Raw genomic sequence first — 15,222 nt, 5'->3', positions numbered from 1 at the left:
CTTAACTAAATCTGAAACAGCTAGGATATAATTTTGAGGAATTTTTTTCAGACTTATTTCTTTAAAACTGGAGTGCCTGTTGTATCGTTTTCTCTTTCAGAATCAAAGGTTTCCATATGTGCTGGGTCTCTGTGCATGTAACTGTGAGTTTCTCCTTCATTCTTTCTACAGAATTTTGAGTGTATTGTCTCCTCGATCTTTAATGTTGTTTCATTTTCATGAAAAAGACGTTTACCGCAGTCAGGGCATATGAATTCAGGCATATTTTCCGTCCACATCAAATCTATTTAGATGTTTCATGCTGTATTGAAAAACTATTTTCCCCTTGAACAGAAACTTTAGATGGTTTCTAATTTTTGATTATTTGTGGATGAATCACAAATCTCATCTTTTGTAATGTGGTCGGCAATTACAGGAATTGTTATGGTCATAACGGGATTGAGTTACCGTGCATTTTTGAGGGCAAAAAACACTGACTCTAAATCTTGAAAAAGGATTATCCTTCTGAAGCTGTCTTTCCACCGTCTACATTGAGAATGGTCCCTGTTACCCAGTTTGCCTCATCTGATGCTAAATAAAGTGCCGCATTTGCTACATCTACTGGTTCCCCAACTCTTGCAAGAGGTAATCTTTCTTCTAAAACTTTTCTTGCTTGTGGATCATCCAAGTATGGTTTGATCATTCCAGAATTGATTATTCCTGGATTTACACAATTGCATCTGATATTTCTTCTTGCATATTCAACGGCGATTGATTTTGTAAACATGGAAATTGCTGCCTTGGTAGCTGAATATACTGCTAAATGTACTCTTGGTATTGCTCTTTCACTTGAGATGGAACCAATGTTTACAATAGATCCATTCTTTACATCTGACATTTTTGAAAGCACTGCCTTTGTCATATGGAATACTCCTAACAGATTCACATCTATGAGTTTCTTTATTTCCAAATCTTTCATTTCATGAAAGTGTACTGGGTCATTTATTGCTCCAGCATTATTTACTAAAATGTCTATTTTACCATAAGTATCCATGATTTGATTTACTGCTTGAAGCGCCTGCGATTCATCCGTCAAATCACAAGTAACTGAAGCTGTTAACTCTTCGTTTCCGATCTCTTTCCTTGCTTTTTCTAACCCTTCTAGGTTTCTTGCAACTAAAACTACTTTTGCTCCTTCTTCAGTAAATCTTTTCACAATACCTTTACCTATGTCACTTGATGCTCCTGTAACTATGGCTACTTTATCACTTAGTCTCATACTGTCATCAAGAACTCATAACTTATAGAATTTTTGTTTTGCTTTATTCGTGATTTTGGTATTATTTAGAATCATTAATTCTTTTAATATGTTCGATGATTCCTGTATAGTCTATATTTCCAAGTCCTTCATTTAACGCATCTCTGTAGACTTCTTCAGCTTTTTCAATCATTGGTAATTTTATTCCTAAAGATTTGGCAGTTTCTATAATCGTACTGATGTCTTTTTTTAGATTTGCAAGAGTAAATGTGGCTTCATATTCACCATTTGCCATTTTGTATGCTTTTTTTTCACTCATTCCTGTTTTGAAATATGTTGAGTTTAAAATTTCAAGAAATAACTTGGGTTCTACATTTGATTTTTTCACCAGTATGATTCCTTCTGATAGCGCAAGTGCTAGCATAGTAATTTGAAGATTCATAGCCAGTTTGACTGAATGAGCCACTCCACTTTCTCCTAGGAAAAATACTTTGTTTGCAATGGTCTTAAAAATATTTTTACAACTATCAAATGTATTTTTGTCCCCTGATGCCATCATCACTAAATTTCCAGTAATTGCAACATTTGGTCCTCCCATCACTGGAATGTCTAATTTCTTAATATTGTACTCTAGAAATTTTTCTGAAATATTTTTTGATTCTGATGGGTTAATTGTACTCATGTCTGCAACAATCAATTTCTTATTTTTGCTTTCTATTATTCCTCCTTTTTGAAATGATACTTGTTTTACTGCATCAGCATCTTTTACTACAATTATGACAAGTTCCACTTGATCAGCAACTTCTTTTGGCGATGGTGCAATTTTTGCTCCTTTCTCTTTAATTTGTAATGTTTTTTCTTTTGTTCTGTTGTAAACTGTTACTTCAAAACCTGAATCTATCAAATGCAGTGCTACTGCATTCCCTAGCATTCCTAATCCTATCACTCCCACCTTTTTCATTTTTTACACTTCCGATAAATTGATCTTTTAATGACGTTCTTCATTTTGTATCTCCCATTGATTATTTCCAAACCTTGATGCTGCAAATTCTAATTGACCAATCGTCTTTTCTCCTTTTTTGACTTTGGCAAAATCAAATTTTTTTAATCTTAGTAATTTCTCTTTTGGTTTATATCCTCCCTCAATCACTCTGACCTTGAATCTTTTACTAGCTTTGATAATCATTTTTCTTGCAATCTGAACATCTCCCATCCATGAAAACATTTCAAAATCTCCAAAATTCTTCGTGGAGATTTCATATCCGTATAACCTTGCTTCTAGTTTAACTCCTTGTGTTTTAGCCTGATTATTCAACCATGACACTACCTCATCACCGTGACCTTTCTCAACTCCAAATGTTTCTGAATCGCCCATTTCAATCAAACTTCCCATCAAACCATAATAATCATTTTCAATTATTGTTAGACTAAAATATTGATAAAATCTTCAAATTTTATGCTCACAATTGACTGTAAGGATATCTCATCAATAAAAAATGAATTACTAGTATATGTTGCAGATAAGGTAGAAGCCATTCCTACTCTAAAACAACATCAATTTACACTATCTACATTTGACGATGATGTCTCAATTGACATTGATTTGGTAATTTCATCTATCAAAGAATACTTGGATTCCATTAATGAAGGAAAAAATTTTGCAGTGATTTCAAATAATGAACGAATTAGCATTACATCGATTTCAGGCCGAGTCATAGAACGAGAGACTGCTCAGCAATCTGACATGTTTTCTTGTACTCACTGTGGATTTGTTACAAAATACGAAGTTGAACTTAATGTTCACATGAGAATTCATTACCTTTGAATTTTTTTAAAAATTTTAAAAACTGGGTTTTTGATTATTGGTAAATCTTGAACCATTGAAAAACTATGTCCTTCAAAATGTTTCTGATACTCTAAAATGTAACTTTGTATAACTTCTAGTGTTCTAAAACTAGTTCTTATCTCATTTATTTGGGATTGTTTCCCAAAAATATCATATGCTGTGATTTTGTAGTGACTTGGTTTGACTTGATACTTTGAACTACAATACCACAAAATTTCAAATACTACTACAAAAACCCTGTACCAAATTTGTCTAGATTTTTTCTCACACTTTGATTTTCAACAGGAACTTTATAAGCACTAGTTTCCAAAAAAAATAGTGAACAAATCTTCAAAGAATAATACTAGAAAAGTGTATTGTGAAAAATGTGATCTTGTTTTAGAATCTAGAGAAAAATTTGAAAAACATCTTGATGAACATTCGTCAAGTATTACATGTGAGGTATGTCCGATTGATGTGGCAATTGCAAAATTTGTAAATTTGTTTAAACGAAAATCATCACGTAATTTGGAATAAGTTTTTTTAACCAATTAACTCTGTTTTCAAATATGAATAAAAAAGCTGTAATTTTAGGCGTAATTGCTATTGGAATTATAGCAGTCATTGCAGCGTCAATCTCAACATCACCTTCAGAAACTCTTAATCTTGATATGGGTAGAACTCATGGGACGATTTCTACAGCTATGGGCTCTGCAATTTTAGGAGATCCATCTGCTCCAATAACTATTGTCGAATTTGGTGATTATCAATGTCATCAATGTTATAATTGGTTTCATAACACAAAACCTGCAATAACACGTGATTATATTGAAACTGGAAAAGCAAATTTAGTTTTTGTTGATATGGCATTTTTAGGAAAAGATTCCCCTAAAGCAGCTCAGGCATCATACTGTGCTGAAGATCAAGGGATGTATTGGGATTATCATGATTTACTTTACACTTCACAAGAATCAAAAATTGATGGAGGATGGGCAAATTCTGAAAGACTAAAAGCATTTGCGTTTAGTTTGGGACTTGACATGGAACTTTTTGAAAGCTGTCTTGATTCTGGAAAATATTCAAAACGTGTACAGTATAACACACAACAAGCAAGAGATAACGGTGTACGTGGAACTCCTGGATTCTTTATTGTGGGACCCGATGGACAACAGCAACTTGGTGGTGCCCAACCATTTTCTGTCTTTAAACAAATCTTGGATCCATTGGTCTAAATGGTAAAAGCAACCCAACTAGTATTTTCTAATCCGAAATATGTAATTTTGGCATTTGCAATTTTTGCATCGATGTTGATTGGGTTATTGATAATGTCTGAATATATTTTTCTAGAACCATATGTTGTAAGCCATATTCCATCTGGAACTGAATTTGGGTTTGTACTCATTGTAATAATTTCAGGATTATCTGCATTAGTTCTTCCAATGAATATTTTTCGTATAAATATTCTAAAAAGTTCTAAGCAAAAAATGAGTGGTGGTATTTTCGGTTCAATCATTGGAGCAGCAGCTGGTGCTTGTAGTTGTGGGCCAATAGGATTTGCAGTAATCTCAACATTTGGTTCAATTGGTGCTACTGCTACTGCGTTTTTGACAAACTATGAGATTCCAATTAGAATAATTGCAATTGGAATATTGACAATCACCTATTTTACAACAATTAGATCACTCAAAATTGAATGCAAACTAAATTCTTGATTTGATGTATTAGAAATTACCAAATAGGCAAACATTTGGTATATGATTGATACCTTTTAGTACATTTGAAATTATACAATACCATGCGTAAAGTAGACCCTATTTCAAAAGATGATGCATGGGATAACTTTGTTTCAGCAATTAACAATGACAAAACTCTGGAGAACTATGTTCGAGCACTAAATGAATTCATGACATTTCATAAACTGAAAACCTATGATGATTTTATTTCACAACCTGTAAACGAAATCCAAGATTTGCTCAAGGAATGGATTAATCATTTGAAATCAAAGAATTTGAAAGGCAATTCAATTAGCACCAAGCTTAATCCTGTTGAATTAATGTTGGAGATGAATGAAATTGTCTGGGCTAAACGAAAGATCAAAAAGATGATTCCAAAATCAGTACATGAAAAAGGCGGTAAACGACCAATTACCAGTGAAGAGATTCAGTCACTCCTCAAAACCACTAATGATTTTAGAATGATTGCAATAATTCATTTTCTAGCTAGCACTGGAACCCGCCCTGCGGTAATTACTGATCCTCCTTTACAATTTAAACATCTGAAAAAATTAACTGATGAATGTTATACCGTAAAAATCTATGATGAATCCTCTGAAGGTTACTGGGCATTTCTTACTCCTGAAGCTAGTAGTTCCATGGATGCCTACATACGAACAAGAAAACTAAATGGTGAACATATTGATGAGTCAAGCTATCTCTTTGCAACAAAACCAAATGCCAGGACAAGAAAGAATGATTATCTTAGTACCCAGTCTGTCGCTAAAGCATTGTCAAAACTCTACAAAAAGGCTGGAATTATTCGTGAAAAGAATGGAAATCGCTTTGATTTAGCCATAACTTATGGATTTAGGAAGAGATTCAATACTATTCTCAAGCTGAATAATGATGTTAATTCCAATATTGCCGAGAAGCTTATGGCTCACAAGCGTGGGTTGGATGGAACCTACCTCCAACCTACCAGAGAAGAGTGTTTTTCTGAATTTCTAAAGGCAGTTTCAGGATTGACTATAGATCCTACTGAGAAACAAAAAATTGAGATTCAAAGTCTTGAGAAAGAAAAATCTGAATTGTCTAGAAAAATTGAAGAAAATGAAATGCAATGGGATGAGATTGAAAGACTAAGACAATCTGTTAACACTCTGATGAAAGAACGTGGAGAAAAAACACTTTCTAATTGATTTTTTTCTCATTAAAATATTTTAACAATGCTTCTCCTTTCAGTCTACCATATTGAGCAAGTTCTATTCTATCTTTTTCAAATTCTTTTAGTAATAAAAAATATTCATAATTTTCTCTGATTTTCGGACTCAATTTTTCCATTATTTTTAATGATTGTTCAAATAACAATGCATATTTCTTCAATTCGTTTTTGTATTTTCTTTTAAGCGTTATATTTGCTTCTTTTAAATTCATTAAAATTGTAATTCGTTTTTGTTTTTCCAAACATTCCATTATGTTTTGATTTAAATGTTCTAAAATCTCTTCTAAATGTTTTTCAGCATCTCTTCTAATTAATATCTCTCCTTTAGAATTTAACATCATGTTGTTGTTTGCAATAATTCTGTCTATCACTTCATTTTCTTTGAATCTTGAAATTTCCTGTACCTTTTTTTGATTTATAGTATATTCTATTGTTTTTTTATTATTTTTTCTTTTGATATAATGATCTTTTTGTAGCTGTTTGAGATGTTTATCAAAAGTTGCTCTACTCATTTTACATGTTTTTTCTGCAGCAGAAAGAATATTTCCATATCTGTTATTTCCTTGTATTATTGACATAACAATCGCATCATCCACATCCATTAGTCTAGTATGGTATACTAGACTATATATCTAATCTGTCTAACTAGACTTATGCAACAGAGACAGACAGTTGGAATTTCATTTGATAATGATGTTTTGGATATTATTGACAAAAAACGTGGATTTGTGCCTAGATCTCGATATGTTGAAGAAATTCTAAAAAAATCATTGGATGAGTAAAAATGAATTCCGTTATTCTGCAATGTTGTGAAAATAACCCAAAATTTCTGATTACCTATAAAATTGGTTCAAAATTTTATGTTTGTACTTCTTGTATTCAATCTGGCTGTTGGTCAAGAGGAGTACAAGAAAAAATACCAGTTTCAGAGACTGATGATCCGGGAAGGTCACACTCAATCTCTGAACAGGAGTTGATTAACAATGGCTAGCACAGAGATCCCAATAAAAGATTCTGATATCTTATTTCTATTGTGTAATATCTGTAAAAAAAATAAAGGTCGTTCACGGAAATTTTATAGTTTACATAGTTTGAAATGGCATAACACTCACGAACATCAGAATAAAGTTCAATCCTCATTTACAGTTTCGAATTTGAATAGAATAACGGATTGTGATCTAAAATAACGCTTGATGATGATTTTAACGATTATCTAACAAACAATTGTAACGGTTTACGTGTTACTACAAAACCAAGCTTGTTTTTTCTTAGGCGAGCTTATCAAATTAATGTAGAAAAGAAAGAACCTTTTTGTTGTACCCATTTTCCTAACCTCACTGGGAACAACTTTAGGCAATTTATTCATAAATTTAAGAACATAATTAAAGTTGAAATTAAAAGTAACCCTTGTTTTTACAAATTAAAAGGACTTGACGTTGGAAATTTTAGAACTTTTGTAACGGATGAGGGTAAGGGGTCTGTAATGATTTCCTTGCTTGAAGATGTAAAGTCTCAACCTGCTGCAATTCATGATCTTAAATTTACTTTCGAAACCAATCTTCATGAACAATTAAAAAAGATGGGATATGCTGAAGATTCAACTAACAAAGGAATTAAAATTGATTTTCCTTCATTTGATTCTAATATTGTAGTAAAGGGATTTGTATATAGAACAAAAATTCAACTGGATTTAGGCTGCAGTTACAAACCATTTGTTTATGATTTATCGGGAACTCTCAACCTGTGTTCCATTTTGGGCCAAATCCAACTCTATTTACGCCTAATTTCCCATCATGATACCCGAATTCCTTCTATCTCTTCTTGGATTATAACTCATTATCATTTTGCTAAAGATGGATCTCAAACATATTCTGGAAAATCATTCCATATCACTTTTGATGATGCATTTCACGGAATGTCTAGATTCTATTCTAAAAGATATCCTGATGGTAAAACGCTGTCTAGGTTTGAAAATATTATTACTCCTAAGATCCGATTGGAACAAGAAATCACTAAAATGTTGAATTCATAATGTATCTCTCATCATAAAATCTCAATTAATACCCGTTAAATTATCGGACTAATTATCCGCTGTTAGGCATACAAAAGAGCAAGTAGCCGGACATGATAATCAAAATTTCACTACATTAATTGGAAAGTTATCATAATTATTGTTATGTCATTGGAAAAACTATCTGGCGTAACTAACTCATTGCCATTTGCAATATTCTTAATCTTCGCTGGTCTGTGGACATTGATCTTTTGGCAAGAAGAAATATGGCGGCTTTTACTTGGCATGTGGATTTTTGGATTTGGCGTGTTTCGTATTTATAAAAATAGAAAAAATAATACAAAAAATCCTAAACAACCTATAGACTATCTGAATGAACGATATGCGAAAGGTGAAATATCTAAAACTGAATATGAACAAATCAAACATGATTTAGAATTTAATCCATAATCAAATCCTTTTTTGGTTACTACCACACATTCATTACAAATGGTTGAAGTTCCCTTAAGCTGGCGTTTAGAAGTTAAAGGTGCAGAACAAGTGAAATCTAAATTATCTGAGATCAATTCACAGTTCCAACGTGGGGAAATATCTGCATCTGATTACGGAAAATCTCTCAGAGAAGTACGACGTGACGCAAATGTCTTTACAGGAATTTCATCATTACAGAATAAAATTTTCCTAGCTCAACACCCGCTGATAAACCGATTATCTAAAGTGGGTTCAACATTATCTAGTGTGACTAGAACTCTGCTTTCAATACAAAATGCTTGGAACTTGGCAACAATAGCTAGTCAAGGCATATCATCACAGCTTGTAGACGCGCAATCTGACCAAGCTCGTTCTCAAAGATTGATTAACAAATTGACTTCTGAATCAAAACAAGGAACTGAAGAATATGCAAGAGCTCAGGAGGATTTAGCAATAGCTACAGCTCGAGTTGCAGAAATAATGAATGATGAGAAATTTCAAACATTTTCTAATTTTACGACTCAATTACTTAGTGCAACAGGTGCTATTGCCACTATTACTGCAACTCTTAGAACATTTGGTGTGTCTTTAGCTGGGATTGCCAGCTCTGTAGGTTTTCTAGTGACTGGTATAGGTGCAGCATTTGCAGGAACACCCATAGCTGATTGGATAGTATCACAGATTCCTGCATTACAGGATTTCAGGGATAATTATCTAAAACCCATCCTTGATACTTTCTTTACTCAGACAATTCCTCAAGCTCTTGGTTCTGCTGCTGAATTCTTGGCCAATTTTTTCTTGAATGATCTTCCAAATTGGGGATTATCTGGACTCACATTGTTACACGGTGCATTTGTTGCAACTTGGAACAGTATCATCCAAGCTACAGAAGGATTTGTAAACAATGCGTTATCTGGAATTGAGAGTTTCATAAATTCTGTAATTCGTGCAATCAATAGAGCAATTAGTGGGTTAAACAAATTACCTGGTGTCAGTATAGGACATATTTCATCAGTCAGTCTTGGGCGTGTAAGTATTCCAACAATTGCAGCAGCTAACGGATTTGAAGGTATGGTAAACAATCCTACAAATTTCATGGTTGCAGAGAATTCCCCTGAATATGTTTCAGTGACTCCTTTAAGTAAACAACCATCTACAGGTATAACGATGAATATTACTGTACAAGGTTCAATACTGTCTGAAAGACAGTTGCAAAAGGTGGTATCTGATGGATTGAAAAGCAGACTTAAACAACGAGGTAATTACCAGTTCATCTAATAATGATAAATATTTCTCAAGAAGAAGCTGAGAAACTTCCTGAATATATTACAAATTATAAAAAATCTATAACAGATATGTTGGAAATATATTCAAAATTTAACCAAGCTAAAGGAAACGTCTCCAAACAATTAGAAATTAAACAATTCATTGAGAAAGATATTGGCTTAAATCATAGAAATATACATAATTTCATTTTTGCAGTAATTTCTGCATATAATCATAATCCTGAGTCTTGTTTCTTTTTAGCTGAAAATACAATCATTGATGCACAACTTGCATTGGATGAATGCTTTGCAAAATTCGAAGAATGTGGAATTCCTATAGTAAGAGCGAAATTATCAAAAGATTCTTTGTAATTTTATATGTTTAAGCGTGACAAACAGCTCACAAGCTGAGCTTTTAGGGTCTGAAATAATTCAAGTCACACTAACAACAATTGCTTCTTTTATGATCTGTTTTTCTGTAACTAGGCACAATGAAGGTCATAAATATGAAAATCAATTTTTAAATTTTCTCTGCATATGATTTGTTTCTATGCTTAGAATGTACAATGTTTTTCGTACTGCTAAAAACTAAAATTTTTTGATTATTCTTAAGAATTTTATAAACTCAGTTCTCTGCAACATTAATCCTTTCGTGGTTTATTCCAATACGGAGAATTGCAGTTTGAGCAGTGTACTGGATTTTCATTTTTTGAGGTCCATTCATACTCACATCGTTCGCATTTGTGAAGCCATAATTCCTTGGAGATTTTCTTATTCACGATTGTTTGTATCTTTTTTATTATATTGCTGTTGTCTATATAGGTAATACCTATATGTAGGTATAACCTACATAATATTGCTCGATTTGAATTCCTGAAATTACTGGAATGCAATCATGACAAACGACCAAGATGTTTACAGAACATGTGTTTCCCTGCCAGACCATTGGACTTCATGGGGCAAGTGGTAATCATGGAAGACTCCACAGAAGGGAATATTCCCTTCTGTTGGGGGTTCGATTGAAAATGAAATAATGTATAATGCAATTTTCCTAGGAATTCAGAGTATGTAAATGAGTGCTAAACAATTACAGTGTATTTTTTCTCTAAAACTACGAGATGTTCTCAAAAATATTTTTTACATACAAATAAACTCGATTACCTTCAACATCCCTCATGTCTGAATTACCTGATCATAAAATTTTTTACCGTAATTGTGGACATGGCAACTTTGTTGTAATCAAGATTGTAAAATTAAATTTACTTTCTACCCCTACAACTTACAATGTTCATGTTTGTAATCTCTGCCAAAATTCCCCATTTTTCAAAAACTATCCTGAGAAATCAATTTGATTTTCTAATAATTACTAATAAATAATTCTTCAATTCTTCCTATCAAATACTATATCTTTCTCAATGTTTGGATCTGATGATTCATAGTTTACTATGTTATTTTTTGTCAGCATCCACAAACTTGATAAAATTATAAACACTAACAATATGATATTAATAGTTGTACTAAAATCATTTAATGCAATAACTGATGATAGAATTATCACTGTCAATGAAAGACCAAAATTTGTAAAATTGACATATTTGTGTTTGTTGTAAATTTTATATCTAAATGTACATGTACTACTAACTGGGATTCTAATGTCTTCTTTTTTGTATTTGTGAGTTTCATTGCAATGTTCACATTTTATTTCTTCAGTAAATTCTAAAAACTCTATTTTTCCCCCACATGATTTACAATACACTTTGTCATTTGTCATGAATTGTTCGTGTGACATCAATGTTATAAGTCATAAATTGTAATTATGGGTAATGACCAACAAAATAAAATTGTCTGAGGAGCAAATCCATTTTTTGTCTAATGAAATCAAAGAGGGTGTTTCTTTGTATGACTCCATATCTAAATGGAATCAAAAACAAGAACTTGCTAAGAGATTGGAATCTGGTGTTATGGTAAAAATAATTGGTGATCCAAAATGGAGTAATTATTACAACAGAAAAGGTTTCATTGCAAAAACCTTGGTTGAACCTGGCATGGGCTTTGATCCTGAAAAATCTGGCAAATTTTCTGTATATTTGTTAGATGGAGAACAACCTATACATGGTGATTTGATAGGACGTTTATTGAAGCCACTAGGCGAATATGTTGAAAAAGAATTTCTCTTGGACTATCGAGAAAAATATGGTGTTGATAATTTTATTCGTGATGAATTGAATTCGTTAATTGAACAATTGTAATATTTGACTGAATTGTATTTTATTTTTCTATTTTGAAAATCAAGAAATATGGTTCTTCCTAATTTGTTTCAATATCCGCTTTCTAAGAAAATCATAACTGAACAATTCTATCCTTTACGAGTCATATTCTATATTCATCTTACAAGCTTCTTTATCCCTGAATTACATTTAAGCTTGAAAACTTCTATTTTTATTTTTAATATGGTTCCTGTATTGGTATCTGCAAATATTGCAATGGTTATTTTTCTTGAACATGACAAGCTACGCAAAAAAACAATCTTGTCTGCTTTTTCTTATCTTCTCTTGCTCTTCGTTGGACTATTGACTGTTGAATTTTTAGGAATTGCAGTTCATACACAAACAAGCTTCTTTGATCCTCATGATCCTGAAGTAATTTATTGGAACATGATTGCCTTATTGTTTACTGGGATTGGAGGTTATCTGTTACCTGTTACTAATTACATTGGTGAAAAACTAGATGAACGATTTAAACCCACAAGAAAACAACAAAAAATTCTGAGTGTTTTCTTGTTAGTTATTGCAATTTCAGTTAATATTTTCTCTATGTATGTTAATCCTCAATGGGAGAATTTTTTTAATTATGTTACAACTTTGATTTAGAATTCTTTCTAATCTGAAATTGTAATTGGTCTTCTACATACTGGACAATTGATATTGTTGCTGTATCTCATCCATAGGTTAAACCTTGCATTACAATCTTCATATGCACATATTTTTGGAATGTTTTCTGGTATTCTCACGCTATTTGTTTTAATTTTGAATATGTTATTGATAACTTGACCTATGTTTTTTCTATCTTCGTTATTGTTTAATTCGTATTGGTAGTAATCAGTCACATATGGAATTGGAAAATCTGTAATGTTGTTAATTTCTTCTAATACTAGTATTGGCTTGTTACAACCTGCTGCTACTCCTACTTCAAAAGTAACCCAATTCTGCGTATAATGTCTATTTGGAGGATTTGCTAAATTTGGCCCCAACAGAACAATTATCATATTGATATTTTCCATCCAATTTGATTTTATTATATCTGAAATTCTTTTTGCAGGATACTCTTTCTTAAGATCTTCCCATTCCATGAAATAATTTTTTATTCCTTCTCGAGATGTAATGTTTGTAAAAAAATTAACCATTTCTACATCATATTTGCTATGAGAAACAAAAACTGCACACATTCATATTTTGTATGAGCATATGGTTTTTAAGACAACCGATTTTGATGTGGCTATATTTTTTACATTGACATGAAATAAGATATTATGATCAATTCTTCTCACAGTTATTTTTTACCTGCAGTTGCACAGGGATTGTTTTTTGTAATTCTATCTAAAACTGGTATTGATATATCTCCATCTGGAATCAGCTTGATATTGTTAAAAGTATTTGAACCAATAATACCTGAACAAATTGTATCTTATCTTCCCACAATTGAATTTGCATTATATTTTGCTCCATTACTAAGCTTGATTGGTGTGATATACCATCATGGTAAATATGGATTGGTTGGTTATGTTGCAATCACTGTGGTGTCATTTGTGTTTTTTTCATCTATGTGGAAATAACATATTCTTTTGGGTTTCACTATTTTAATTGATAATGCGGGTAATGTATCATTTAATTCCAACCCCTCCTTTATTTATCATGTGTGGTCTCCTATTTCATGGTAGATTTTAGAACTGTTATGATTACTATTGCAATTGTTGTTGTAGGAATTCTCCTGATTTCTGGTGGTCTAACTTTGTGGTCTTATACTGAAAATCCTCCTGAAAATATTACTGAACCTTGGCTTCAGGATATTGTAAATTTTGCAAATGATCTTGGAAATGTTGTCTCTCAAGGAATGTTTTATCTTGGAATAGTTGTTGTCATAGGTGCTGGTATATTTTTGTATTTTAATAGAGATACGTAAACTATGTCTGAATCATATGCTGATCTACTTGTAGATGTTGTTAGACAAAACGAAGATTTTTTCAAATCTACAAAAACTCGTGAAAATTATCTTCGAGAAATTGTTGATTTAACCATGGATTCTATTGATTTGGTGCCCAAGTCTAAAGACATGTCTGACCCAAAACTGGCTTTTTGGATTCATGCTATGCAACCCTTGTCTAATGGAATCTTTACCTCTTTGGTGTCTGGAAATATTCTTGCTTGCTTTATGCAACTAAGATTGTTATTGGAATATCTTGCACTAAATTCAGCTGCAGAAAAAATACCTGGTGATAATCTGCTTGAAAAATACAAAACAGTCCGTTCTGATTATGGCGATAAATATATCTCCGATTTGTTACGGGATTTTGATGTCAAAGCACTCAAACTATGGAAAAAAATCTCTAAATGGCATCATGCTATAACCTATTCAAAAAGAATTGAGAAAACTACTGCTGATGAGGGTGCAAAGCTTTGGTCTTTAATGCAACCAGCTTTTTACAGCAAAGAAGATGAACGAGAATTAAAAGAACTTCACAATTCTGTATCTTTATTTAGAACAATTCTGAAAAAACACATCTCATTCTAATTTCATATTACTCATTAACTCAATTTTTATTTTATCTAATTCCAGCTAATTCAATTTCCACAGTTTTTTTGATAGGTTCTATGCCGTCATAACTGTACAAAAATTCTAGTCTTGGATTGTCATTATCTATTTCTTTATAAATTCCTGTATCTATCGCTCCTGCAAATTCAAGTATTACTGAATCTCCTTTGGGAATAATTCCAATATGACATTCGGTTGCTGATGCTAAACTACATGGTAAATAATTTTGTGTTTGTATTGGAACTGTACTGGGATCCAACCAAGAAGTATTTGGTATTCTGTTCATCTCTATCAAAAAATTCCTTGCACTACTTCCACCATCATTGACAATTTTTATTTGAAACTGAATTTTTTCTGTACCGTTCACTGGATAACTAAGCAATCTTATTTTTGAATAATCTGGCTCTACTTCTGCTTTATTGTGAATTGCACTTGCGATACCAATTTCAAGAAATATGTCTGGTGGAAGTAAAAAAATATTGTATACCAATAATCCTACTATGATGAGACTAATTCCAATAGTTGCTATCTGTAATTTGTCTCCCATTCCAATTGTTTTATGATGTGTTATTCTATAACTTTATTCTAATTAGATTAATTGGCATTTCTGTATTTTTCATCCTATTTTTCCTATATCTCATCACTGTTATAAACAGTAAATTGTGAA

General features: G+C 32.1%; 23 protein-coding genes. 15 read left to right on the top strand and 8 right to left on the bottom strand.

What is annotated here, in order from left to right; translation table 11 throughout:
* Positions 1–53: 53 nt before the first annotated feature.
* The 4 genes from ACW9W3_RS01155 to ACW9W3_RS01140 all read right to left on the bottom strand — a co-directional run bounded on the left by ACW9W3_RS01155 (position 54) and on the right by ACW9W3_RS01140 (position 2,612).
* Positions 54–263 carry a hypothetical protein gene (locus tag ACW9W3_RS01155; RefSeq protein WP_457764345.1) on the bottom strand — a complete coding sequence of 70 codons (210 nt, stop codon included), beginning with the start codon at positions 261–263 and terminating at the stop codon, positions 54–56.
* Between the two features lie 233 nt (positions 264–496).
* Complete coding sequence (locus ACW9W3_RS01150; RefSeq protein ID WP_457764344.1) at positions 497–1,258, bottom strand: SDR family NAD(P)-dependent oxidoreductase; 762 nt, start codon at positions 1,256–1,258, stop codon at positions 497–499.
* A 61-nt stretch (positions 1,259–1,319) separates the two neighbouring features.
* Positions 1,320–2,198: an NAD(P)-dependent oxidoreductase gene (locus ACW9W3_RS01145; RefSeq protein WP_457764343.1), complete on the bottom strand. Its 879-nt coding sequence runs from the start codon at positions 2,196–2,198 to the stop codon at positions 1,320–1,322.
* Between the two features lie 27 nt (positions 2,199–2,225).
* Entirely contained in the window at positions 2,226–2,612 is a 387-nt protein-coding gene (locus ACW9W3_RS01140) for a hypothetical protein (RefSeq protein WP_457764342.1), read from the bottom strand.
* Between the two features lie 81 nt (positions 2,613–2,693).
* On the opposite strand from ACW9W3_RS01140, the gene ACW9W3_RS01135 reads away from it, so the two are divergent.
* The 5 genes from ACW9W3_RS01135 (at position 2,694) to ACW9W3_RS01115 (ending at position 5,976) form a co-directional block, all read left to right on the top strand.
* The gene (locus tag ACW9W3_RS01135) at positions 2,694–3,062 is read left to right on the top strand and encodes a C2H2-type zinc finger protein (protein ID WP_457764341.1); all 369 of its coding nucleotides are present in this window, start codon (positions 2,694–2,696) and stop codon (positions 3,060–3,062) included.
* 339 nt (positions 3,063–3,401) lie between these two features.
* Entirely contained in the window at positions 3,402–3,599 is a 198-nt protein-coding gene (locus ACW9W3_RS01130) for a hypothetical protein (protein ID WP_457764340.1), read from the top strand.
* 32 nt (positions 3,600–3,631) lie between these two features.
* Complete coding sequence (locus tag ACW9W3_RS01125) at positions 3,632–4,294, top strand: DsbA family protein (protein ID WP_457764339.1); 663 nt, start codon at positions 3,632–3,634, stop codon at positions 4,292–4,294.
* The gene (locus ACW9W3_RS01120; RefSeq protein WP_457764338.1) at positions 4,295–4,774 is read left to right on the top strand and encodes a hypothetical protein; all 480 of its coding nucleotides are present in this window, start codon (positions 4,295–4,297) and stop codon (positions 4,772–4,774) included. It begins immediately after the preceding gene.
* 83 nt (positions 4,775–4,857) lie between these two features.
* Positions 4,858–5,976, top strand: coding sequence for a tyrosine-type recombinase/integrase (locus tag ACW9W3_RS01115; protein ID WP_457764337.1), 1,119 nt, complete (start codon positions 4,858–4,860; stop codon positions 5,974–5,976).
* Here ACW9W3_RS01115 and ACW9W3_RS01110 read toward each other — a convergent pair.
* Positions 5,969–6,577: a hypothetical protein gene (locus ACW9W3_RS01110; RefSeq protein WP_457764336.1), complete on the bottom strand. Its 609-nt coding sequence runs from the start codon at positions 6,575–6,577 to the stop codon at positions 5,969–5,971. The genes ACW9W3_RS01115 and ACW9W3_RS01110 overlap by 8 nt on opposite strands.
* A 75-nt stretch (positions 6,578–6,652) precedes the next feature.
* On the opposite strand from ACW9W3_RS01110, the gene ACW9W3_RS01105 reads away from it, so the two are divergent.
* From ACW9W3_RS01105 to ACW9W3_RS01085, 5 genes are all read left to right on the top strand, one after another.
* Positions 6,653–6,781 (top strand): hypothetical protein, encoded by a 129-nt coding sequence (locus ACW9W3_RS01105; protein ID WP_457764335.1) that lies wholly within the window; start codon positions 6,653–6,655, stop codon positions 6,779–6,781.
* Between the two features lie 701 nt (positions 6,782–7,482).
* Positions 7,483–8,031 carry a hypothetical protein gene (locus ACW9W3_RS01100; protein ID WP_457764334.1) on the top strand — a complete coding sequence of 183 codons (549 nt, stop codon included), beginning with the start codon at positions 7,483–7,485 and terminating at the stop codon, positions 8,029–8,031.
* Between the two features lie 144 nt (positions 8,032–8,175).
* A complete protein-coding gene (locus ACW9W3_RS01095; protein ID WP_457764333.1) occupies positions 8,176–8,460 on the top strand; it encodes an SHOCT domain-containing protein in 285 nt (94 codons plus the stop codon).
* A gap of 39 nt (positions 8,461–8,499) precedes the next feature.
* A complete protein-coding gene (locus ACW9W3_RS01090; protein ID WP_457764332.1) occupies positions 8,500–9,759 on the top strand; it encodes a hypothetical protein in 1,260 nt (419 codons plus the stop codon).
* A 2-nt stretch (positions 9,760–9,761) separates the two neighbouring features.
* On the top strand, positions 9,762–10,118 hold the full coding sequence (locus tag ACW9W3_RS01085) for a hypothetical protein (protein ID WP_457764331.1): 357 nt from the start codon (positions 9,762–9,764) through the stop codon (positions 10,116–10,118).
* Between the two features lie 1,009 nt (positions 10,119–11,127).
* Here ACW9W3_RS01085 and ACW9W3_RS01080 read toward each other — a convergent pair.
* The gene (locus ACW9W3_RS01080) at positions 11,128–11,535 is read right to left on the bottom strand and encodes a hypothetical protein (protein ID WP_457764330.1); all 408 of its coding nucleotides are present in this window, start codon (positions 11,533–11,535) and stop codon (positions 11,128–11,130) included.
* A gap of 34 nt (positions 11,536–11,569) precedes the next feature.
* Here ACW9W3_RS01080 and ACW9W3_RS01075 point away from each other — a divergent pair, with 34 nt between their 5' ends.
* Complete coding sequence (locus tag ACW9W3_RS01075) at positions 11,570–11,995, top strand: hypothetical protein (protein WP_457764329.1); 426 nt, start codon at positions 11,570–11,572, stop codon at positions 11,993–11,995.
* A 48-nt stretch (positions 11,996–12,043) separates the two neighbouring features.
* Positions 12,044–12,616 (top strand): hypothetical protein, encoded by a 573-nt coding sequence (locus ACW9W3_RS01070; RefSeq protein WP_457764328.1) that lies wholly within the window; start codon positions 12,044–12,046, stop codon positions 12,614–12,616.
* Positions 12,617–12,624: 8 nt separating this feature from the next.
* On the opposite strand, the gene ACW9W3_RS01065 is transcribed toward ACW9W3_RS01070, so the two are convergent.
* Positions 12,625–13,149 carry a hypothetical protein gene (locus ACW9W3_RS01065; protein WP_457764327.1) on the bottom strand — a complete coding sequence of 175 codons (525 nt, stop codon included), beginning with the start codon at positions 13,147–13,149 and terminating at the stop codon, positions 12,625–12,627.
* Between the two features lie 126 nt (positions 13,150–13,275).
* Here ACW9W3_RS01065 and ACW9W3_RS01060 point away from each other — a divergent pair, with 126 nt between their 5' ends.
* The 3 genes from ACW9W3_RS01060 (at position 13,276) to ACW9W3_RS01050 (ending at position 14,534) form a co-directional block, all read left to right on the top strand.
* A complete protein-coding gene (locus ACW9W3_RS01060) occupies positions 13,276–13,578 on the top strand; it encodes a hypothetical protein (protein ID WP_457764326.1) in 303 nt (100 codons plus the stop codon).
* Between the two features lie 98 nt (positions 13,579–13,676).
* Entirely contained in the window at positions 13,677–13,925 is a 249-nt protein-coding gene (locus tag ACW9W3_RS01055; protein WP_457764325.1) for a hypothetical protein, read from the top strand.
* Positions 13,926–13,928: 3 nt separating this feature from the next.
* On the top strand, positions 13,929–14,534 hold the full coding sequence (locus ACW9W3_RS01050) for a hypothetical protein (RefSeq protein WP_457764324.1): 606 nt from the start codon (positions 13,929–13,931) through the stop codon (positions 14,532–14,534).
* A gap of 31 nt (positions 14,535–14,565) precedes the next feature.
* Here the strand turns inward: ACW9W3_RS01050 and ACW9W3_RS01045 are convergent, their stop codons facing one another.
* Positions 14,566–15,102 carry a hypothetical protein gene (locus ACW9W3_RS01045; protein ID WP_457764323.1) on the bottom strand — a complete coding sequence of 179 codons (537 nt, stop codon included), beginning with the start codon at positions 15,100–15,102 and terminating at the stop codon, positions 14,566–14,568.
* Positions 15,103–15,222: the final 120 nt, after the last annotated feature.

The organism is Candidatus Nitrosopumilus sp. bin_68KS (genome assembly GCF_054095825.1).
Note: the sequence above shows the minus strand (reverse complement) of the source record. Positions and strands in the feature narration are given on the sequence as shown.